The sequence below is a fragment of the Streptosporangium sp. NPDC006007 genome, assembly GCF_040614315.1.
Lineage (GTDB): Bacteria > Actinomycetota > Actinomycetes > Streptosporangiales > Streptosporangiaceae > Streptosporangium.
Genome location: NZ_JBEXUG010000009.1, coordinates 84808 through 104152, shown reverse-complemented (window position 1 = coordinate 104152; position 19345 = coordinate 84808). Strand labels below are relative to the sequence as shown.

Annotated in this window: 16 protein-coding genes; 15 read left to right on the top strand and 1 reads right to left on the bottom strand. The window is 72.9% G+C overall.

Features of this window, described 5'->3' with window-relative positions:
- Positions 1 to 121: 121 nt before the first annotated feature.
- The 10 genes from menD (at position 122) to ABZ194_RS10115 (ending at position 11607) form a co-directional block, all read left to right on the top strand.
- Entirely contained in the window at positions 122 to 1777 is a 1656-nt protein-coding gene (gene menD / locus ABZ194_RS10160; RefSeq protein WP_355594425.1) for a 2-succinyl-5-enolpyruvyl-6-hydroxy-3-cyclohexene-1-carboxylic-acid synthase, read from the top strand.
- 54 nt (positions 1778 to 1831) lie between these two features.
- Positions 1832 to 2467, top strand: a complete 636-nt coding sequence (locus ABZ194_RS10155; protein WP_355594423.1) for a DedA family protein — start codon at positions 1832 to 1834, stop codon at positions 2465 to 2467.
- Between the two features lie 76 nt (positions 2468 to 2543).
- Complete coding sequence (locus ABZ194_RS10150; protein WP_355594421.1) at positions 2544 to 3014, top strand: general stress protein; 471 nt, start codon at positions 2544 to 2546, stop codon at positions 3012 to 3014.
- Between the two features lie 133 nt (positions 3015 to 3147).
- Positions 3148 to 5055 (top strand): molecular chaperone DnaK, encoded by a 1908-nt coding sequence (gene dnaK, locus ABZ194_RS10145; RefSeq protein ID WP_355594419.1) that lies wholly within the window; start codon positions 3148 to 3150, stop codon positions 5053 to 5055.
- Positions 5048 to 5656 carry a nucleotide exchange factor GrpE gene (locus tag ABZ194_RS10140; RefSeq protein ID WP_355594417.1) on the top strand — a complete coding sequence of 203 codons (609 nt, stop codon included), beginning with the start codon at positions 5048 to 5050 and terminating at the stop codon, positions 5654 to 5656. Before dnaK ends, ABZ194_RS10140 begins: the two co-directional genes overlap by 8 nt.
- Positions 5656 to 6612: a DnaJ C-terminal domain-containing protein gene (locus ABZ194_RS10135; protein WP_355594415.1), complete on the top strand. Its 957-nt coding sequence runs from the start codon at positions 5656 to 5658 to the stop codon at positions 6610 to 6612. The genes ABZ194_RS10140 and ABZ194_RS10135 overlap by 1 nt, the downstream gene beginning before the upstream one ends.
- Complete coding sequence (locus ABZ194_RS10130) at positions 6612 to 6923, top strand: chaperone modulator CbpM (protein WP_355594413.1); 312 nt, start codon at positions 6612 to 6614, stop codon at positions 6921 to 6923. Before ABZ194_RS10135 ends, ABZ194_RS10130 begins: the two co-directional genes overlap by 1 nt.
- Complete coding sequence (gene clpB / locus ABZ194_RS10125; protein ID WP_355594411.1) at positions 6914 to 9520, top strand: ATP-dependent chaperone ClpB; 2607 nt, start codon at positions 6914 to 6916, stop codon at positions 9518 to 9520. The genes ABZ194_RS10130 and clpB overlap by 10 nt, the downstream gene beginning before the upstream one ends.
- Before the next feature lie 52 nt (positions 9521 to 9572).
- Positions 9573 to 10004: a thioredoxin domain-containing protein gene (locus tag ABZ194_RS10120; RefSeq protein WP_355594409.1), complete on the top strand. Its 432-nt coding sequence runs from the start codon at positions 9573 to 9575 to the stop codon at positions 10002 to 10004.
- Between the two features lies 1 nt (position 10005).
- The gene (locus ABZ194_RS10115) at positions 10006 to 11607 is read left to right on the top strand and encodes an FAD-dependent oxidoreductase (RefSeq protein ID WP_355594407.1); all 1602 of its coding nucleotides are present in this window, start codon (positions 10006 to 10008) and stop codon (positions 11605 to 11607) included.
- A 13-nt stretch (positions 11608 to 11620) separates the two neighbouring features.
- On the opposite strand, the gene ABZ194_RS10110 is transcribed toward ABZ194_RS10115, so the two are convergent.
- Positions 11621 to 13900: an AAA family ATPase gene (locus tag ABZ194_RS10110; protein ID WP_355594405.1), complete on the bottom strand. Its 2280-nt coding sequence runs from the start codon at positions 13898 to 13900 to the stop codon at positions 11621 to 11623.
- Between the two features lie 304 nt (positions 13901 to 14204).
- On the opposite strand from ABZ194_RS10110, the gene ABZ194_RS10105 reads away from it, so the two are divergent.
- The 5 genes from ABZ194_RS10105 to ABZ194_RS10085 all read left to right on the top strand — a co-directional run bounded on the left by ABZ194_RS10105 (position 14205) and on the right by ABZ194_RS10085 (position 19274).
- Complete coding sequence (locus ABZ194_RS10105; RefSeq protein WP_355594403.1) at positions 14205 to 15527, top strand: lanthionine synthetase LanC family protein; 1323 nt, start codon at positions 14205 to 14207, stop codon at positions 15525 to 15527.
- A gap of 97 nt (positions 15528 to 15624) precedes the next feature.
- Positions 15625 to 16254 (top strand): YigZ family protein, encoded by a 630-nt coding sequence (locus tag ABZ194_RS10100; protein ID WP_355594401.1) that lies wholly within the window; start codon positions 15625 to 15627, stop codon positions 16252 to 16254.
- A gap of 37 nt (positions 16255 to 16291) precedes the next feature.
- Positions 16292 to 17365 (top strand): hypothetical protein, encoded by a 1074-nt coding sequence (locus tag ABZ194_RS10095; protein WP_355594399.1) that lies wholly within the window; start codon positions 16292 to 16294, stop codon positions 17363 to 17365.
- Positions 17366 to 17438: 73 nt separating this feature from the next.
- Entirely contained in the window at positions 17439 to 17708 is a 270-nt protein-coding gene (locus tag ABZ194_RS10090; protein ID WP_355594397.1) for a metal-sensitive transcriptional regulator, read from the top strand.
- Between the two features lie 225 nt (positions 17709 to 17933).
- On the top strand, positions 17934 to 19274 hold the full coding sequence (locus tag ABZ194_RS10085; protein WP_355594395.1) for an MBL fold metallo-hydrolase: 1341 nt from the start codon (positions 17934 to 17936) through the stop codon (positions 19272 to 19274).
- Positions 19275 to 19345 lie beyond the last annotated feature (71 nt).

Genomic DNA, 19345 nt, shown 5'->3' with positions numbered 1-19345 from the left:
GCGGAACGCGGGCCGGTCTCGGGATGCGCCGTTCCGAGGCCGGCGAGGCGACCGAGGCGTGCCGCAGGAGGTGTCCATCCGCCCGGACGCGACGACCAGAGGAGCCAGAGGAGGCGGTGCGGTGAACCCCGCCACCGCGCTCGCGACCGTGCTGGTCGACGAGCTCGTGCGCTGTGGCCTTACCGAGGTGGTGCTCGCGCCCGGCTCGCGTTCGGCCCCGCTCGCCCTCGCCGCGCACGCCGACAGCCGGGTCCGGCTGCACGTGCGCGTCGACGAGCGCTCGGCCTCCTTCCTCGCGCTGGGCCTGGCCCGGCGCGGTGAACGGCCGGTGGCACTGATCTGCACCTCGGGCACCGCGGCGGCGAACTTCCACCCCGCGGTCATCGAGGCGCACGAGTCGGGGGTGCCGCTGCTGCTGCTCACCGCCGACCGGCCGCCCGAGCTGCGCGACACCGGCGCCAGCCAGACCGTCGACCAGATCAAGCTGTACGGCACCGCGGTCCGCTGGTTCAGCGAGGTCGGCGCCCCCGAGGAGCGTCCCGGCCAGGTCGCCTACTGGCGGTCGCTGGCCTGCCGCGCCTACCAGCGCTCGCTGGGCCCGTCCGACCCCGGTCCGGTCCATCTGAACCTTCCCTTCCGCGAACCGCTGATCCCGGACGGCGACACCTCCTGGTGCGAGTCCATGGAGGGCGACGCGGGCGGGCCGTGGGTCCGCACCCGGGTGGCGCCCCCCTCGGTGGCGCTGCACCTGCCGCCGACCCGGCGGGGCGTGCTCGTCGTCGGCGACGGCGCGGTCGGCGTGCGCAGGTACGTCGCGGCGGCCGGCATGGCCGGGTGGCCGGTCCTGTCGGAGCCCAACGGCGGCGCCCGCTACGGGGACCACGCGATGTCGGCCTACCACTTCCTGCTCGGCACCCCGGAGTTCGCAGACCGGCACCGCCCCGAGGTGGTGGTGACCCTGGGCCGCCCCGGACTGTCCCGGCCGCTGCTGAACTGGCTGAGGCACGCCACCGAGCACTTCGTGGTCGCCGGCGACCTGACCCGCTGGCCCGACCCCACCCGCTCGGCCACCCAGGTGGCCCAGGCGGTGGAGATCCAGGTCGCCGCCGGAGACGACGCCTGGCTGCACTCCTGGCGCCGCGCCGACGCCGCGGCCAGGGCCGCGGTCGACGAGGTGCTGGACGGCGCCGGGCTCAGCGAGCCGAGGACGGCCCGCGACCTGGTGGACCTGCTGCCCAACGGGGCGCTGCTGTTCTCCGGCTCCTCCATGCCGATCCGCGACCTGGAGCAGGCGATGCGCCCCCGGCGGGGGCTGCGGATCCTGGCCAACCGGGGCGCCGCCGGGATCGACGGAGTGGTGTCCTCGGCGATGGGCGCGGCGCTGGCGCACAACGGTCCCGCCTACGCCCTGATGGGCGATCTGACGTTCCTGCACGACCAGAACGGGCTGATCCTCGGCCCCCGCGAGCCCCGCCCCGACCTGTGCCTGGTCGTGGTGAACAACGACGGCGGCGGGATCTTCTCGCTGTTGCCGCAGGCCACGCTCCGCGACCCGTTCGAGCGGGTCTTCGGCACCTCGCACGGGGTGGACCTGGCCCATGTCGCCGCGGCCACCGGCACGCCGTACACCTTCGTCGGCGAGCCCGACCAGCTGCCCAAGGCGCTGCGCGGGGAGGGGGTGCGGATCGTCGAGGTCCGGACCGGGCGGGAGCCCAACGCGGCGCTGCACGCCAGGATGCGCGACGCGGCCCACGAGGCGATCCGCCGGGTCGTGTGACGGCGCGGCGGGGGAGCGGCCAGGGGGCGTGACGGACCCAATAGGGTGGCCGACATGCATGTCGACGAGTGGCTCCAGGCGATCCCCGCGGTGTGGATCTGCGTCCTGGTCGGGCTGGTGATCGGCCTGGAGAGTCTGGGCATCCCACTGCCGGGGGAGATCGTCCTGGTCAGTTCGGCGCTGCTGGCCGCGAAGGGCGTGGTGGACCCGGTCTGGGTCGGGGTCTGCGCCAGTGTCGGGGCCGTCGTCGGCGACTCGATCGGCTACGCCATCGGGCGCAAGGGCGGCCAGCCCATGTTCGACCGGCTGGGCCGCAGGTTCCCCAAGCACTTCGGCCCGGCCCACATCGCCAGAGCCGGGCGTTACTTCCACCGCTACGGCATGTGGACGGTGTTCTTCGGCCGGTTCGTCGCGTTGCTGCGCATCCTGGCCGGTCCGCTCGCCGGTGCGCTGCACATGCCGTACTGGAGGTTCCTGGTCGCCAACGTGCTCGGCGGGATCGCCTGGGCGGGCGGGACCACCGCGGTCGTCTACTACCTGGGCAGGGCCGCGGAAAGGTGGCTGAAGGGCTTCTCCTGGGCGGGCCTGGTGCTCGCGCTGCTGCTGGGTGTCGCGACCACGCTGCTCGTCAAGCGCAGAGCCGCGGCCCTGGCCGGCCAGGAGGCCGAGGAGCCGGCCGGCGCCGGCTGACTACCAGGTCTGGGGATGTGCGGCCGCGACGGCGCGATCACGCTGAGCAGATAAGGACTCACCGTGGAGGAGCGCCATGCGACCTGACGACACTCTGGCCACCCACGAGCCGATAGTGACCTACCGCAGCTACGAAGAGGCCCAGCGGGCCGTGGACTACCTGTCCGACCAGCGGTTTCCCGTGGAGCACACGATGATCGTCGGAGTGGACCTCCGGCTCGTGGAGAACGTGCTCGGCCGGTTGACCTACCTGCGGGCCATCGGGATGGGCGCGGCGGCGGGCGCCTGGTTCGGTCTGCTGATCGGCCTCTTCTTCGCGATCTTCACTCCCGGGCGGTTCCCCTTCGTGCTCGTGCTGTGGGGCCTGATCTGGGGCGCGATAGCGGGAGCCGTCTTCGGGCTGATCACCCACGCCCTCACCCGCGGCAAGCGGGACTTCCTCTCCTCCTCCTCGATCGTCGCCGGCCAGTATCAGCTGCTGGTCGCGGCCCCGCACGCCGCCGAGGCGCGCAGGCTGCTCGAATCCGGCATCCCCCAGCACACCTGACCCCGTACCCGTCCATTCCGCCTGCCCTGTCCGGCCGGGCCGCCGGGGCGCGGAACCGTCAGGTCTGAGGATGTGGCAACGCCGCCGGAAGACGAGTCTCGGCGGTACAGCGTGCACAAGGAGGAGGATCAGCATGGCTAAAGCAGTCGGGATCGACCTCGGCACCACCAACTCGGTGATCGCCACGATGGAGGGCGACAAGCCCACCGTGATCCCCAACGCCGAGGGGGCGCGGACGACGCCGTCCGTGGTCGCCTTCACCGAGGACGGCGAGCGTCTGGTGGGACAGCTGGCCCGCCGCCAGGCGATCCTCAACCCCAAGGGCACGATCTACTCGGCGAAGCGCTTCATCGGACGCCGCTACGACGAGGTCACCAGCGAGATGAACGCGGTGTCGTTCGACGTGGTGTCCGGGCCGGACGGGGCCGTCCGCTTCAAGGTCCGCGGCAAGCTGTACGCGCCCGAGGAGATCGCCGCGCTGGTGCTGCGCAAGCTCGTCGACGACGCCTCCAAGTTCCTCGGCGAGAAGGTCACCGAGGCGGTCATCACCGTGCCCGCCTACTTCAACGACTCCCAGCGGCAGGCGACCAAGGACGCGGGGAAGATCGCGGGTCTTGAGGTGCTGAGGATCATCAACGAGCCGACCGCGGCCGCCCTCGCCTACGGCCTGGACCGCAAGGAGAACGAGACCGTCCTCGTCTTCGACCTGGGCGGCGGGACGTTCGACGTCAGCATCCTCACCATCGGTGACGGCGTCGTCGAGGTCCGCTCGACGGCGGGCGACACCCACCTGGGCGGCGACGACTTCGACCGGCGCGTCGTCGACTACCTCGCCGACGAGTTCCAGCGCGACACCGGCATCGACCTGCGCGCCGACCCCCAGGCCCTGCAGCGGCTCTTCGAGGCGGCGGAGAAGGCCAAGGTCGAGCTGTCCGCGGTCACCCAGACGCAGATCAACCTGCCCTTCGTCACCGCGGACGCCTCGGGGCCCAAGCACCTGAACACCACGTTGCGGCGGGCGACGTTCGAGGAGATCACCTCCGACCTCCTGCAGCGGTGCAAGGGCCCGGTCGAGCAGGCCATGGCCGACGCCAGGCTCACCGCCGACGACATCGACGAGGTGATCCTGGTGGGTGGCTCGACCAGGATGCCCGCCGTGCAGAGTCTGGTCCGCCGAATGACCGGCAAGGACCCGAACATGACGGTCAACCCCGATGAGGTCGTGGCGCTGGGCGCCGCGGTGCAGGCGGCCGTCATCAAGGGTGAGCTGAAGGACGTCGTCCTGCTGGACGTGACCCCCCTGTCACTGGGAATCGAGACGCTCGGCGGGATCATGACCAAGGTCATCGAGCGGAACACCACGATCCCGGCCCGCCGCGGCGAGGTGTTCAGCACCGCCGAGGACAACCAGGGCGCCGTCGACGTCGTGGTGCTGCAGGGCGAGCGCGAGCGCGCCGCCGACAACCGGGTCCTCGGCCGGTTCCGGCTGGAGAACATCAGGCCCGCGCCGCGCGGTGTGCCCCAGATCGACGTCACCTTCGACGTCGACGCCAACGGGATCCTCAACGTCTCCGCCAAGGACAAGGACACCGGCGCCGAGCAGCGCATCACCATCACCGAGAGCTCGACCCTCGACCAGAGCGAGGTCGAGCGGATGGTCGCCGACGCCGAGCGGCACCGGGAGGAGGACACGAGGCTGCGGCAGGTCGTCGACGCGCGCAACGAGCTCGACAGCGTCGCCTACCAGGTAGAACGCCGCCTGTCCGAGCTGGGCGACGCGGTTCCGGTCCATGAGAAGGCACGCGCCGAGATGCTTGTCTCCGACGCCAGGGAGGCGATCAAGCAGCCGGACGCGCCGATCGACCGGCTGCGGTCCCTCACCGGTGAGCTTCAGCAGGTCTACCAGAGCGTGGGCGCCGCATCCCCGGGCGGACCGGGTGGACCGGCCGGCGGGGGCGGAGGAGGCGCGGGCGGCGCGGGCGGTGCCGGTGGCGGGCACGACGACGACGTCATCGACGCGGAGTTCACGACCGATGAGTAGGCGATCCGAGCGGGGGGACGCCGCGGCCCACCGGCGGGCCGGAGGCGGCCAGACCGGTGACCGGGAGACCGACGCCTGGCAGCCGGGTACCCCGAAGGCCGGTGACCGGGAGGCCGCGCCGGAGGGGACCGCGCCGGAGGCCGCCGGGCCGGAGGAGCGGATCGCCGGGCTCCAGGCCCAGGTCGCCGACCTGGAGGGCCGCTGGAAGCGGGCCCTGGCCGACCTCGACAACCTACGCAAACGGGTCAGCCGGGATGCCGGGCGGGTGCGTGCCGAGGAGCGGGCGAGGGCCGCCGCCGAGTGGCTGCCCGTGCTGGACAACCTGGATCGCGCCCTGGAGCACGCGGGCACCGACCCCGCCTCCATCGTGGAAGGGCTGCGGGCCGTTCACGACCAGGCACTGGACGTGCTCGCCAGGCTGGGCTTCCCGCGCCGTGACGACACCGGGACGACGTTCGACCCGGCCAGGCACGAGGCGGTGGGAGTGCTCACCCAGGAGGGCACCCCCGACGGAACGGTCATCCACGTGGTGCAGCCCGCCTACGGGGAGGGCGAACGGCAACTGCGGCCCGCGCTGGTCGTCGTCTCCAAGGCGGAATGATGCCGCCGGACCGGGACTTCTACGAGATCCTCGGGGTGCCCAGGGGCGCGAGCCAGGAGGACATCCAGCGCGCCTACCGTAAGCTCGCGCGGGCCAATCACCCCGACGTCAACAAGGACCCGGCCGCGGAGGACCGCTTCAAGGACATCTCGGAGGCGTACAGCGTCCTGTCCGACCCCAAGACCCGCCGCCGCTACGACGCGTTCGGCCCGGGCTTCCGTCAGGTTCCCGAGGACGTGGACCCGGAGGCCTGGGCGCGTGCCGGAGGCGGCCGGGCCACCGCGGGCGGGCGGCCCGGGGCGGGCGCGAGGGGCGGTTTCGGACCGGGTGCCGAGTTCGGTGAGGGGATCGACATCGACGACCTCCTGGAAGGGCTGTTCTCCGGCAGGGGAGGCCGGGCCGGGCGGGGGACGGGAAGGGGCTGGGGGCCGATTCCCGGCGCCGACCAGGAGGCGGAGATCGAACTGCCCCTGGAGGCGGCCTACCGGGGCGGACGCCACACGATCACCGTGGGCGGGCGCAGGGTCGACGTGGAGATCCCCGCCGGGGTGACGGACGGGCAGCGAATCCGGCTGGCCGGGCAGGGTGGGCGCGGTGGCGACGGGGCCCCCTCCGGGGACCTCTACCTGATCGTCAGGATCGCGCCGCACCCCCGCTACCGGGTCTCCGGGCGCGACATCCACGTCCGGCTCCCGATCGCCGCGTGGGAGGGGGCGCTCGGCGCGACCGTCACCGTCGACACGCCGGGCGGCGAGACCAAGGTCAAGGTGCCGCCGGGCACGTCCGGCGGGCGGCGGCTGCGGCTGCGCGGCCGGGGGATGCCGAACCCCCGTGGCAAGGCCGGCGACCTGTTCGCCGAAGTACGGATCACGGTTCCGCACCGGCTCACCGACGAGGAGCGGCGGCTGTTCGAGAAGCTCGCGGAGGTCTCGGCCTTCGACCCGAGGAGGCGGTGATGATCTACACCCTGGCCAGGCCGGCGCGCCTCGACCTTGAGTCGTTCGCCCGGACCACCGGAACGCATCCGGAGCTGGTCCGCCGCCTTGTCGCCCTCGGGGTGCTCGACGCGCAGCGCGACGCGGCCGGGCAGCTGTGGTTTTCCATGTCGCAACTGCCGGCCATGGCCAGAATCCAGCGTCTGCGCGCCGGATTCGCGCTCAACTACGCGGCTCTCGGCCTGGTGGTCGACCTGCTCGACCGCATCGCGGACCTGGAGACCACCCTGCGGGACCGTTCCCGAATCACCGGAGGATCGACGTGGACGTGAACCAGCTGACGCAGAAGTCGCAGGAGGCGCTGCACGACGCGCAGACCAGGGCCCTTCGCCTCGGGCACACCGACGTCGACGGTGAGCACCTGCTGCTGGCGCTGCTGGAACAGCCGGACGGCCTGATCCCGCGCCTGCTGTCGCGGGCCGCCGTCGACACCGACCGGCTCACCGAGGACCTGGAGGCCGAGCTGAGCCGCCGGCCCCGGGTCGGCGGGCCCGGTGTCGACCCCGGTCAGGTCCGGGTGACCCAGCGGCTGTCACGTCTGCTGGAGACGGCGAAGAGGGAGGCCGACCGGCTCAAGGACGAGTACGTCTCGGTCGAGCACCTGCTCGTCGCCCTGCTTGAGGAGGGCGGCGAGACCTCCGCCGGGCGGCTGCTGCACCAGCAGGGGCTGACCAGGGACGGCTTCCTGCAGGCGCTCACCGCCGTCCGGGGCAATCAGCGGGTCACCTCGGCGATGCCCGAGGTCGCCTACGAGGCGCTGGCCAAGTACGGGCGGGACCTGGTCGCCGACGCCATCGCGGGCCGGCTCGACCCGGTCGTCGGGCGCGACGGCGAGATCCGCCGCGTCGTCCAGATCCTGTCCCGGAAGACCAAGAACAACCCGGTCCTGGTCGGTGATCCCGGCGTCGGCAAGACCGCCATCGTGGAGGGTCTCGCCCAGCGGATCGGCAACGGGGACGTCCCCGAGGGTCTCAAGGACAAGACGATCTTCAGCCTCGACATGGGCGCGCTCGTGGCCGGGGCGAAGTACCGGGGCGAGTTCGAGGAACGCCTCAAGGCGGTGCTCAGCGAGGTTCTGGCCGCCGAGGGGCGGATCCTGCTCTTCGTCGACGAGCTGCACACGGTCGTGGGCGCGGGCGCGGCCGAGGGCGCCGTGGACGCGGGCAACATGCTCAAGCCGATGCTGGCCCGCGGCGAGCTGCACATGATCGGGGCGACGACCCTGGACGAGTACCGCAAGCACATCGAGAAGGACGCCGCCCTGGAACGCCGGTTCCAGCCCGTGGTCGTCGACGAGCCCTCGGTGGAGGACGCCATCTCCATCCTGCGGGGCCTGCGCGAGCGGCTTGAGGTCTTCCACGGGGTGACGATCCAGGACGCCGCGCTGGTGGCCGCCGTGGTGCTGAGCCATCGCTACATCTCCGACCGCTTCCTGCCGGACAAGGCGATCGACCTGGTGGACGAGGCGTGCGCGATGCTCCGCACCGAGATCGACTCGATGCCCGCCGAGCTCGACGAGCTCACCCGCCGGGTGGTGCGGCTGGAGATCGAGGAGGCCGCCCTGGCCAAGGAGGAGGACCAGGCGAGCGCGGCCCGGCTGGAGGAGCTGCGCAAGGAGCTCGTCGACCTGCGTGCCGAGGCCGACGCGATGCGGGCGCAGTGGGAGGCCGAGCGGCACGCCCTGCACAACGTCCAGGCCCTGCGGGAGGAGATGGAGCGTGTGCGCGCCGAGGCCGAGCGGGCCGAACGCGACTACGACCTCAACCGCGCCGCCGAGTTGCGGCACGGCAGGCTGCCCGAGCTCGAACGGCGGCTGCGGGGTGAGGAGGAGCGTCTGCGCAGCAAGCAGGGCGCCGGGCGGCTGCTGCGCGAGGTGGTGACCGAGGAGGAGATCGCGATGATCGTCTCCAGGTGGACGGGCATCCCGGTGAGCCGCCTGCAGGAGGGTGAGAGGGAGAAGCTCCTGCACCTGGACAAGGTGCTGCACGAACGGGTGGTCGGCCAGGACGAGGCGGTCCGGCTGGTCTCCGACGCCATCATCAGGGCGCGCTCCGGCATAAAGGACCCGCGCCGCCCGATCGGGTCGTTCATCTTCCTCGGGCCGACGGGCGTGGGCAAGACCGAGCTGGCCAAGGCGCTCGCGGAGGCGTTGTTCGACACCGAGGACAACATGGTCCGCATCGACATGAGCGAGTTCCAGGAACGTCACACGGTCAGCCGGCTCGTCGGCGCCCCTCCCGGCTACGTCGGATACGACGAGGGCGGCCAGCTCACCGAGGCCGTACGGCGCAAGCCGTACTCGGTGGTGCTCTTCGACGAGGTGGAGAAGGCCCATCCCGACGTCTTCAACATGCTGCTGCAGGTTCTCGACGACGGGCGGCTCACCGACGCGCAGGGCCGGACCGTCGACTTCCGCAACACCATCCTCATCATGACCTCCAACATCGGCTCCGTCTACCTGCTCGAAGGCGTCACGTCGAGCGGTGAGATCAAGCTCGACGCGCAGGAGCAGGTCATGGCCGATCTGCGCTCCCACTTCCGCCCCGAGTTCCTCAACCGCGTCGACGACATCGTGATCTTCAAGCCGCTCACGCAGCAGGAGATCGAGCGCATCGTGGAGCTGATGTTCGGCGACCTGCGGACCCGGCTGGAGGATCGGGGGATCCGGCTGGAGGTCTCGGCGGAGGCGCGCGCGTACATCGCCGAGCGCGGATTCGACCCGGTGTACGGCGCCCGCCCGCTGCGCCGGTTCATCGCCAGGGACGTCGAGACCCGGATCGGCCGGGCGCTGCTCGCCGGTGACGTGCGCGAGGGCGGCGTGATCCGGGTGGAGCCGGACGGGGGCGAGCTCGCCGTCGTCTACGAATGACGGAGACCGTCACCTAACGAATGATGGAGAAACGAGCATGTCCACAAATATCGTGCGATGCACGAATTGCGGGAAGCGAAACAGGGCGCCCGCGGCGGCGGCGGGCGTCCCGCGCTGCGGCGACTGCCGCAGGCCGCTGCCGTGGATCGTCGAGGCCGGCGACGACGACTTCACCGACGTGGCCGAGGAGTCGGCGGTCCCGGCGATCGTGGACTTCTGGGCCTCGTGGTGCGCGCCCTGCCGGATGGTCGGCCCGGCGCTCGACCGGATCGCCGGAGATCTCGCCGGTGCGGTGAAGCTCGTCAAGGTCGACGTGGACCGGGCGCCCGGCCTCTCCGAGCGGTTCGCGATCCGGAACATCCCCTACCTGACGGTGCTGAGCGGCGGACGCGTCGTGGCCGAGCGGGCCGGGGCGGCTCCGGCCCCCGAACTGCGGGCCTGGGTGGACCGGGCGATCGAGACGGCGGGGCGGGAGAGTGGCTGAGGTGGACGCGTTCGCGGAGACGCCCGACCACCACGGGGCATTCCCCCGGCTGGGCGACGCGCAGATCGGCAGGCTCGCCCTCCACGGGACCCGGCGCCCCACCCGCCCCGGCGACGTGCTGATCCACCAGGGCGACGAGTGCCGCGACTTCTTCGTCATCCTGGCGGGGAAGGTCGCCGTCATCGAGGGCGAACGGGTCACCCGGGTGCACGGCCCCGGCCGCTTCCTCGGCGAGCTCGGGCTGCTCATCGGCCGGCGGGCGTTCGTCACCTCGGTCGTCTGCGAGGCCGGCGAGGTGCTCACGGTGCCCGCCGACGGCCTGCCGCGCGTCGTCGCCCACGACCCGGAGCTCGGGGACCTGATCCTGCGCGCGTTCATGATCCGCCGCTCACCGCTGATCACCAGTGGCTCGGGCCTGAGAGTCATCGGCTCCCGTTACTCGCCCGGCAGCCGGCGACTGCGCGAGTTCGCCGCCCGCGACCGGCTGCCGCACCGGTGGATCGACCTGGAGGAGGACGCGGAGGCCGAGGCGCTGGTCCGCGGCCTCGGCGTACCACCGGAGGAGACACCGGTCGTGATCCTCGGCGGGACCCGGGTGCTGCGCAACCCCGGCGACGCCGAACTGGCCCGCGCCGTCGGCCTGCCGGCGCCGTCGGCCCCCGGTGACCTGTTCGACCTGATCGTGGTGGGGGCGGGACCGGCGGGCCTGTCCGCCGCGGTGTACGGCGCGTCGGAGGGGCTGCGCACCGTGGTGCTCGACGCGGTCGCGACCGGCGGCCAGGCGGCCGCCTCCCCTCGCGTCGAGAACCACCTCGGTTTCCCCTCGGGCATCTCCGGCGGCGAACTCGCCGAGCGGGCCGCCGTCCAGGCGAAGAAGTTCGGCGTACACCTCGGCGTGCCCGCCGAGGCCGCCTCGCTCCAGCGGCTCGACGGGCACTACTCCGTCGGGCTCGCCGGTGAGCCGTCGCTCCGGGGCCGCACGATCGTCATCGCCACCGGGGCGCGCTACCGCAGGCTCGACGTGCCACGCCTGGAGGACTTCGAGGGCAACGGCGTCCACTACGCCGCGACGCTCGCCGAGGCCGGCCTGTACGACGGCGAGCCGGTCGTGGTCGTGGGCGGGGGGAACGCGGCGGGCCAGGCGGCGAGCCTCCTGTCCGGGCACGCCGCGCCGGTGCGGCTGCTCGTCCGCGGCGACGACCTCACCGAGAGCATGTCGCGCTATCTCGTCGACCGGATCGAGCGGGACCCCGGGGTGGAGGTGATGCTCCACACCGAGGTGCGCGAACTCGTCGGCCACGACACCCTGGAGGCCGTCGCCGCCGTGGACACCCACACCGGGGAGCGGCGCCGCCTCGGCACGCGGGCCATGTTCGTCCTCATCGGCGCCCGGCCGTGCACGGCCTGGCTCGCCTCCGCTCTCACCCTCGACGACAGGGGGTTCGTGGTCACCGGCTTCGACGACGGCCTGCCGCTGGAGACCAGCCTGCCGGGTGTCTTCGCGGTGGGCGACGTCAGGAGCCGGTCGGTCAAACGGGTCGCCTCGGCGGTGGGGGAGGGCGCCATGGCGGTCCGGCTGGTGCACGAGCACTTCACGCGCTGAGCCCGGCGGCCGTTCAGCGCTCCGGGCGGCCGTCCCGCTCCACGGTGAGCCGGGCCAGTTCGACCCGCGAGTGGATGCCCAGCTTGCGGAAGACCTGGCGCAGGTGGAAGGCGACGGTGTGCTCGCTGATGAACATCTGCTCGGCGGCCCGCCGGTTGGTCAGCCCATGGGCGACGAGGTCGCAGACGGTGCGCTCGGTCCCGGTCAGGCCGGCCCATCCCGAGGGGGGATGGTCGGTCGTGACCCAGTGGCGGCGGCGCTCGCCGAGCACTCGTAGCCGGCCCCGCACCCGCGCCGCGTCCCGGACCGCCTCCACGGCCCCGTAGCAGGACAGCGCGCTGTCGAAGCTGTCGACGGCCAGGGCGCGGCAGCCGCCGTCGGCGCTGAGCAGCACGCCGAGGTCCTCGGCGGCCGAGGCCCTGGCCCACGGGTCGGTGTGCCCGGTCGCCGCGAGGCCCAGCGCCTCCCGGTCGCCGTCGCGCAGACCCCGCGCGTGGGTGGCGGCCACCGCGGGGTTGGGCAGGCCGGGGTTGCGCCGGGCGAGCTCCTCGGCCGCGTCCACCACGGCGTCCGCCCGGCACCGGTCGTCCACGGCCATGGCAACCCGCACCAGCCAGGCCGCGGCGGTCGGCTCGCTGGTCAGCGCCATGGTGTGCCGGGGCAGCGCGTCGTAGACCCGGCCCAGCGAGCTCATCCCGCCCGCCGCCCCGTCACGTGCCTCGCTGATCCGCCCGGCCGCCAGCTCCGACCGGAGCCGCGCGTACGGCGGCGTGTTCTCCGGCACCCGCGCCAGCTCGTTCTCCAGGCACCTGATCGCGCGGGGAAGGTCGCCCGCGCGCAGCGACGCGGTTCCCAGGACCGACAGGGCCGAGGAGGTGAGGATCGGGACGCCCAGGCCCCCGGCGGCGGTCAGCGCGGCCTCCGCCTGCTCGATCGCGCTGCCGGGCCGGCCCGCGGCGAGGTCCAGCCGGGCCCGGAGTACCGGGATCTCGGCGGCCCACGCGGGCTGTCCCGTCGTCTCCGCCGCGGCGCTGGCCGTCATCGCCTCCGCCTCGTCGAGCAGCCACAGATCGATGAGCATCGCCGCCAGTACGGCCCGCGGCTGCGGGTAGCCGCCGCCGTGTGGCAGCTCGACGGCCTCGCGGGCCAGCTCAAGACCGCGTGAGAGCCTGCCCTCGTCCCAGGCGAGCAGGGCCAGGATCACCAGCGTCTCGGCGCCGGCGCCGTCCACCGGCCGGTGCGACGACGGGGGCCGGGAGGGCGCGTCCCGCCCGATCTGGTGGCGCAGTGCCCGCCGTACCGGGGCGGGCACGGTCTCGACGACCGACCGCCACAGCAACTCGTGCCGGAAGGACAGCTCGTCGTCGCCGGCGACGAGCACCCCGGCCGCCAGAGCCTCCTCCAGGGCGGGCAGCAGCGCGCCCGGGGTCTCGCCGAGCATCTCGGCCGCGTACCCCGGTGAGAACGAGCGCCCCAGCACCGCCGTGGCCTCCAGCAGGTACCGGGTCCTGGTGCTCACCTCGTCGAGGCGGCGCCGGACGGCGGCGTGCACACGCCCCGGCAGGGCCGTCCCGATCAGCCGGGCGACGCCCGCCTCCACCCGTACGGCGCCCTCCTCGCGCAGCCCGGTGAGGAGTTCCAGGAGCAGGAAGGGGTTGCCGCCGGCTTGCGCGGCCACGGCCGCCAGCTCCTCGCCCGGGGCGGCGCCCAGCGCGTCGGCGGCCACCTCGGCCACCGCCTCCTCGCCGAGCGGGCGCAGCGTGATCCGCGTGGCACCCTCCTGCGCCAGGAGGTCGAACAGCCGGGCGGCGTCGTCGTGGCCGGGAACGGTGCGGCGGGCCAGCAGCCACGCCGGCGGGCGGCGGGCCAGCTGGGACGGCAGCGTCCGCAGGGCCATGAGCGTGGCCGGGTCCGCCCACTGCAGGTCGTCCAGGGCCACCAGCAGCGGTCCCCGCCTTCTCCGCCGCTCCAGCGTGGTCCGCACCTGCTCGGCCAGCCACATCAGCAGGGCGGGTCCGTCGGGGAAGGGGTGCCTGGTGACGGTCATCGCGGGCGGCGACTCCTGCAGGGCGGAGAGCAGCGGTCCCAGCGGCATCAGCCGTCCCAGCTCGTCGGCCCGCCCGGCCGCGACGGCGGTTCCCCGTGCGGCCGCGACGGTCGCCGCCTCGGCGAGCATGAGGCTCTTGCCTATCCCGGGCTCCCCCTCGACGAGCACCACGTTGTTCCCGCCGGTCCGGGGGACGGCCCCCAGCAGTTGGAGGACCGTCGCCCACTCATCTCCCCGGCCGCGCATCGTCTTGTCCCGGATCTGAGGTCATACGGGTGGCTTTGGCTTTCTGATCAGGTGATTTCTCGCATCACGCCCCATGGGGACAATACCCTTCGCGAAAACATGACCGCAGGTCAGGGCCGCTTTTTCGGCCTTCGGGCCTACGGTTGCGGGTGGTCCCGGCATCCGGGCTCCGGGGTGGCGGCCGGCGTAGTAGCCTGCCTGATATCCGGGGCAGGTGTCGCCGATCTCGCCGCCCCCAGTATTACCTATTGATCCTGTAGGAAATGAGGGTAAAATGGTGGTCTCGCCGTACGAAGGAGCCGCCATGAGCCCGGAGCCCGGGGCCGAGAGCCCGCTGCTCGCCTCCGTCGGGGCCGCGCGCTGGATCCGTTCGGCGGCCGTGGACGACGAGCGGGGAAGGCACTGGAACGCCAACCCCGACCCGCGGGGCGGGGCAGCCCTGCCCGGCCGGCCGTTCTCGCTGTACTCGGGGGCGGCCGGTGTCGTCCTGTTCTTCCTCGAACTCGCCGTCGCCACCGGAGACGACGACTATCTCGGCGACGCCCACGCCGGAGCCCGCTACCTGGCCGCCACCTGGCGGGATCAGGCGGACCTCTCCCTCCACCACGGCCTGTCGGGAGCGATGTTCGCGCTCGCCGAGACGGGGTGGGCCACCGGGGACGACTCCTTCGAGGTCGAGGCCGCGGCCATCGCCGATCACCTCGTGCGCGGCACCCGCCCGATCGACGGCGGTCTCGGCTGGACCGGCGACCCCGCCCAGCGCGGGGACGGAGGCATCATCCTCGCCCTCCTGCACGCCGCGGGCATCCTGGGCGTCCCCGCCTACCAGGAGGTCGCCGTCGAGGCGGGCTCGCGCGTCGCCGCGCTCGCCGTACCCGGTCACCGCTTCGGCGGCGGCGCCCGCGCCGACCTGCCGCCGGACGCCGTCACCCCCGGCTTCCTGTCCGGTACGGCGGGCACCGCCTTCCTGCTCGCCCGGCTGTACGGCGTGACCGGGCAGGTGCGCTTCCTGAGCGCCGCGAGGCGGGGCGCCGACTTCGTCCGCGCGGTCAGCACGGTGACCGACCGGTGCGCGCTGATCCCGCACCACCTTCCCCAGGGACGCGACCTGCACTACCTCGGATTCTGCTCCGGCTCCGCCGGGGTGGCCCGGATGTTCTACGAACTGCACCGGGTGACCGGCGACGCGGGGGAGCTCGACTGGGTGGAGCGGCTGGCCAGGGGGATAGTCCGCAGCGGCGTCCCCGGCCGTCAGAGCAGCGGCTACTGGAACGTGGCCTGCCAGTGCTGCGGCACGGCCGGCCTGCTGGAGCTGTTCGTCGGCCTCTGGGCGGCGACCGGCCGGCCGGCCCACCTGGAGTTCGCCCACGAGCTGGGCGAGAACCTGATCGGCAGGGCCACCCGGCACGACGGGCGGGGCTCGCGGTGGTATCAGGCGTATCGCCGGCTGCGGCCCTGGGAGGTCACCGCCGACACCGGTTACATGATCGGCGCCGCCGGGATCGGGGCCGCGCTGCTCCACCTGGACGCCGCCGCGCGCCCTGCGGAGGCGCGGCGGCTCATCCTGCCGCCCGACAACCCCTTCCCCGCCATCCCGCTGCCCACGGCGACGCTCCGGCGCTCCTGACCCGAGACGGCCCGTCGGCGGGGAGGACCGCGGCGGCGGGGGCCCGACACCTCCGGGCTCTGTGAATCTACTTTGTACAGGCGGGTAGCTTGGACAAATGGCCGAACCGTACCTGACACCGGAGAACGTCACCGAACACGAGATCGAGATCAAACGATCGCGGTTCCTCTGCGCCGTCGCCCCGGTCTCCTCGGAGGCGGCGGCCCGCGCGTTCGTCGCCGAGTGCAGGGGAATCTACGCCGACGCCGGCCACCACTGCTCGGCCTACGTGATCGGCGGGGACCGGCGGCTGCAGAAGGCCGACGACGACGGCGAGCCCGGCGGCACCGCGGGGACCCCGATGCTGGAGACGCTGCTGCGCCGGGGGTTCGGCGACACGGTGGCGGTGGTCACCCGCTACTTCGGCGGGGTGAAGCTGGGCGCGGGCGGCCTGGTCCGGGCATACGGCTCGGCGGTCGGCAAGACGCTGGACCTCGCGCCCCTGGTCGAGATGGTTCCGGCGAGGCTGATGACGGTGACGGTGGACCACGTCCAGGCGGGGCGGCTGGAGAACGACCTGCGTGTCTCGCCGTACGAGGTCAGGGAGGTCGCCTACGGGGACGAGGTCGGTTTCCGGGTCGCGGTGCGCGAGCCGGAGTCGGCGGCCTTCCCCGGCTGGGTCGCCACGCTGACGGCGGGCCGGGCGACGGTCGGGGCGGGGGAGACGGTCTACCTCAGAAAGGTCTGACCCTCCGCCCTCCTCCCCCATGGGTCACGATGGGGCGATGAACGATCCGTCCAGGCACGATGTGAACCAGCCGGCGGGAGAGACGCCCGATCCCCGGCTCGGCCGCGTACTGCGCGAGGGCGCCACCCCCGGACTGCTGAGCGCGCTCGCCGAGCGGCTGTCCCCGGCTGACCTGCAGACGCTGCTGCTGGCCGTCTACCGCCGCCGTGCCGCCGCCGTCACACCGGGTCTCCTGCTGCGGCAGTACGAGCGCAACCGCTTCACCACGCCCTCGGCGCTCGACCCGGGCGACCTGGCGCGCTTTGACGTCCTCGTCCATGAACGGCTGACCCGGCACGGCTTCGCCGCGCTCGCGCTGTCGCCGGTCTGCCCGCTGGGCACCAACTCGGCCGTGGCGACCGTGGATCAGAACAAGGTGCTGACCACTGTCCGCAACACCGAGGTCGTCGCCGACGCGACCAACGTCCTGGCCCTCGAATGCGCCGTCCGCCGCCGGGAACTGCTGCGAGCCGACGCCCGCTCGCGGCAGCGGGTCCGGCTCGGCGCCACGCATCGGGTCCTGCGCGCCCAGGCGTTCGCCGACCCGGATATGGCGTCGCACTTCAAGCTGCTGGCACTGTGCACCGCCGGCAGGGACGAGGGGTCGTTCGGGTTCGAGACGGCGGTCCTGATCGAGCAGATCAGCGCTCACCTCGACGTTCTCCGCAGTGCCCGCGAACTCGGCTACCACGCCTCGGCGGTACGCGTCACCGTTACCGACCTGACCGGGGGACGACATCGCCCGGCCCTGCGTGAGCGCGTCCTGGACCCCCTGACCCGCGGGCATCCCGGCATCACGTTCGACCTCGACGACGAACGCGCGGCCGGCCGCGGCTACTACGCCGGTGCCTGTTTCGAGATCCGCGCCGCCACCCCCGCCGGAGACGACCTCAACCTGGCCGACGGCGGATTCACCTCCTGGAGCGCCGACCTCCTGAGCAACGCCAAGGAACGCCTGCTCATCAGCGGCCTCGGCGTCGAACGCCTCTGCGAACGGTTCCGTGAGCACGTTCGGACGGAGCCCGGAGGCCGTTCCCCGGACGGTGAGGCGCCTTCACCGGTAAGCCCGTGAGACGGCTTCCCCCGGGTTGTTCATAACGCCGGCCGTTTGCCGCAGGGGTACCCCCCCGGGTATGTTGGGGGGCATGGAGATGAACGAGTCGATGGTCGGTGACGCGGTGACCCGCCTGCGCCGGGCCCATGGGCAGCTGGGCGGTGTGATCGCGATGATCGAGGCCGGCGAGGACTGCGCGAAGGTGCTCACCCAGCTCGCGGCCGTCTCCAAGGCGCTGGACCGGGCGGGTTTCAAGATCGTGGCCAGTGGGATGCGCCACTGTCAGGCCGCTCAGGCGCGAGGGGAGGAGGCGCCGATGGGCGTCGAGGAGCTGGAGAAGCTGTTCCTGTCCCTGGCGTAGGGCTCCGGCCCGGGTGTGCGGCCCGCTATACGGCGGGTGGCGTGCCCGGGGTGCCGCCGTAAAGGACCGAGGGGTCGGAGTGGCCTCTCGGCGCGTGTTCAATATACCCCCCGGGGTATATCTCGGGTTTCGCCGGCCGCCGGAGAGAGGTGGCCGGGAACCGAGGGGCACACCCCCGTCTTTCCCATACCCCCCGGGGTATCAGATCAGTTTGGAGGGGCTCCGATGGAGATCATCTCGTTCCGCACCCCCGGCCTGGGGGACCAGAGCCATCTGCTCACCCACGAGGGCCGCGGTGTCCTTGTCGACCCTCAGCGCGACGTCGACCGCTTCACGGCCAAGGCCGCCGAGCTGGATGTGGAGCTACGGTTCGTGCTGGAGACCCACCTGCACAACGACTACCTCTCCGGCGGAGAGCAGGTCGCGCTCCGGACAGGCGCGCAACTGGTGCTGCCCGCCGCCGCGGCGGCGGCCTATCCGCACACCCCGGCCTTTCACCTGGAGGACATCCCCGGTGAGCGAGGGCTGAGCATCCGCCCGATCCACACCCCGGGCCACACCCCCGAGCACACCAGCTACCTGGTGCTCCTGGACGGCGAGCCGGTCGCGGTGTTCTCCGGCGGCAGCCTGCTGGTCTCCTCGGCAGGCCGGCCGGACCTGCTGGGCCCGGAGCGCGCACGCACCCTGGCCAGACTGCAGCACGGCTCGCTGCACCGGCTGGCCGGCCTGCCCGGCGGTGTGAAACTGCTGCCCACCCACGGCGAGGGATCGTTCTGCACCTCCACCGGCGCCGGCCGGTACACCTCCACCATCGCCGAGGAGGCCGCGGGCAACCCGCTGCTGGCCATCGGCGACGTCGAGACGTTCGCCGACGAACTGCTCGCCGCCCCCCTGCCGATCCCGGCGTTCTACCGGTACATGGGCCCGGCCAACACCCTGGGCGTGCCGCCGATGCCACCCCTGGCCGTGCCCGCGTTGACCGTCGAGGACCTGGCCGACCAGCCGAACGGCACCCGCGTGGTGGACATCCGCCCGCGCTCCCGACAGGCCGGCGGCCTGCTGAGAGGCTCGATCGGGATCGAGCTGGACATCGACTTCGGCAGCTGGGCCGGTTGGCTGCTGCCATACCGGGCGCCCCTGGTACTGGTCGCCGACCCCGGCCAGGACGTCGCGGAGGCCGTCACCCAGCTCGCCCAGATCGGTGTCGACACCGTGCGCGGCGTCATCGTCGACCCCGGACCGGCCGCCGACCAGACCTTCGAACTGCTGGACCTGGCCGCCTTCGCCGCCCGTGCGGCCCGCCCCGGCGCCCAGCTGCTGGATGTGCGGATGCCCGGCGAGCACGCCGCCGCCGCGCCGCCCGGCGCGATCCACCGCTTTCTGCCCGACCTGGTCACCGACGGCATCCCCGCCGAGCTCGACGTGTCCCGGCCGGTCCTGGTCGCCTGCGGTTCCGGCCGCCGGGCGAGCATCGCCGCCGGCCTGCTGCTGGCAGCCGGCCACCGGCCGGTCGTGCTGAACGACGCCGGCGTCGCCGACCTGCTCCAGTTCCCGGCCGCGTTCTGACCGCTCCGGCGTCCGGCCGCGACCCGCTCGCCGCCCAATCTGACCGTTTCCATTTGATTTTTCCGATGAAG

Excerpts from the sequence above, each read along its gene's own strand:
- ABZ194_RS10155 (WP_355594423.1), top strand. The coding sequence starts at position 1,832 with ATGCATGTCGACGAGTGGCTCCAGGCGATCCCCGCGGTGTGGATCTGC.
- ABZ194_RS10150 (WP_355594421.1), top strand. The coding sequence starts at position 2,544 with ATGCGACCTGACGACACTCTGGCCACCCACGAGCCGATAGTGACCTAC.
- dnaK (WP_355594419.1), top strand. The coding sequence starts at position 3,148 with ATGGCTAAAGCAGTCGGGATCGACCTCGGCACCACCAACTCGGTGATC.
- ABZ194_RS10140 (WP_355594417.1), top strand. The coding sequence starts at position 5,048 with ATGAGTAGGCGATCCGAGCGGGGGGACGCCGCGGCCCACCGGCGGGCC.
- ABZ194_RS10135 (WP_355594415.1), top strand. The coding sequence starts at position 5,656 with ATGCCGCCGGACCGGGACTTCTACGAGATCCTCGGGGTGCCCAGGGGC.
- ABZ194_RS10130 (WP_355594413.1), top strand. The coding sequence starts at position 6,612 with ATGATCTACACCCTGGCCAGGCCGGCGCGCCTCGACCTTGAGTCGTTC.
- ABZ194_RS10110 (WP_355594405.1), bottom strand. The coding sequence starts at position 13,900 with ATGCGCGGCCGGGGAGATGAGTGGGCGACGGTCCTCCAACTGCTGGGG.
- ABZ194_RS10105 (WP_355594403.1), top strand. The coding sequence starts at position 14,205 with ATGAGCCCGGAGCCCGGGGCCGAGAGCCCGCTGCTCGCCTCCGTCGGG.
- ABZ194_RS10100 (WP_355594401.1), top strand. The coding sequence starts at position 15,625 with ATGGCCGAACCGTACCTGACACCGGAGAACGTCACCGAACACGAGATC.
- ABZ194_RS10095 (WP_355594399.1), top strand. The coding sequence starts at position 16,292 with ATGAACGATCCGTCCAGGCACGATGTGAACCAGCCGGCGGGAGAGACG.
- ABZ194_RS10090 (WP_355594397.1), top strand. The coding sequence starts at position 17,439 with ATGGAGATGAACGAGTCGATGGTCGGTGACGCGGTGACCCGCCTGCGC.
- ABZ194_RS10085 (WP_355594395.1), top strand. The coding sequence starts at position 17,934 with ATGGAGATCATCTCGTTCCGCACCCCCGGCCTGGGGGACCAGAGCCAT.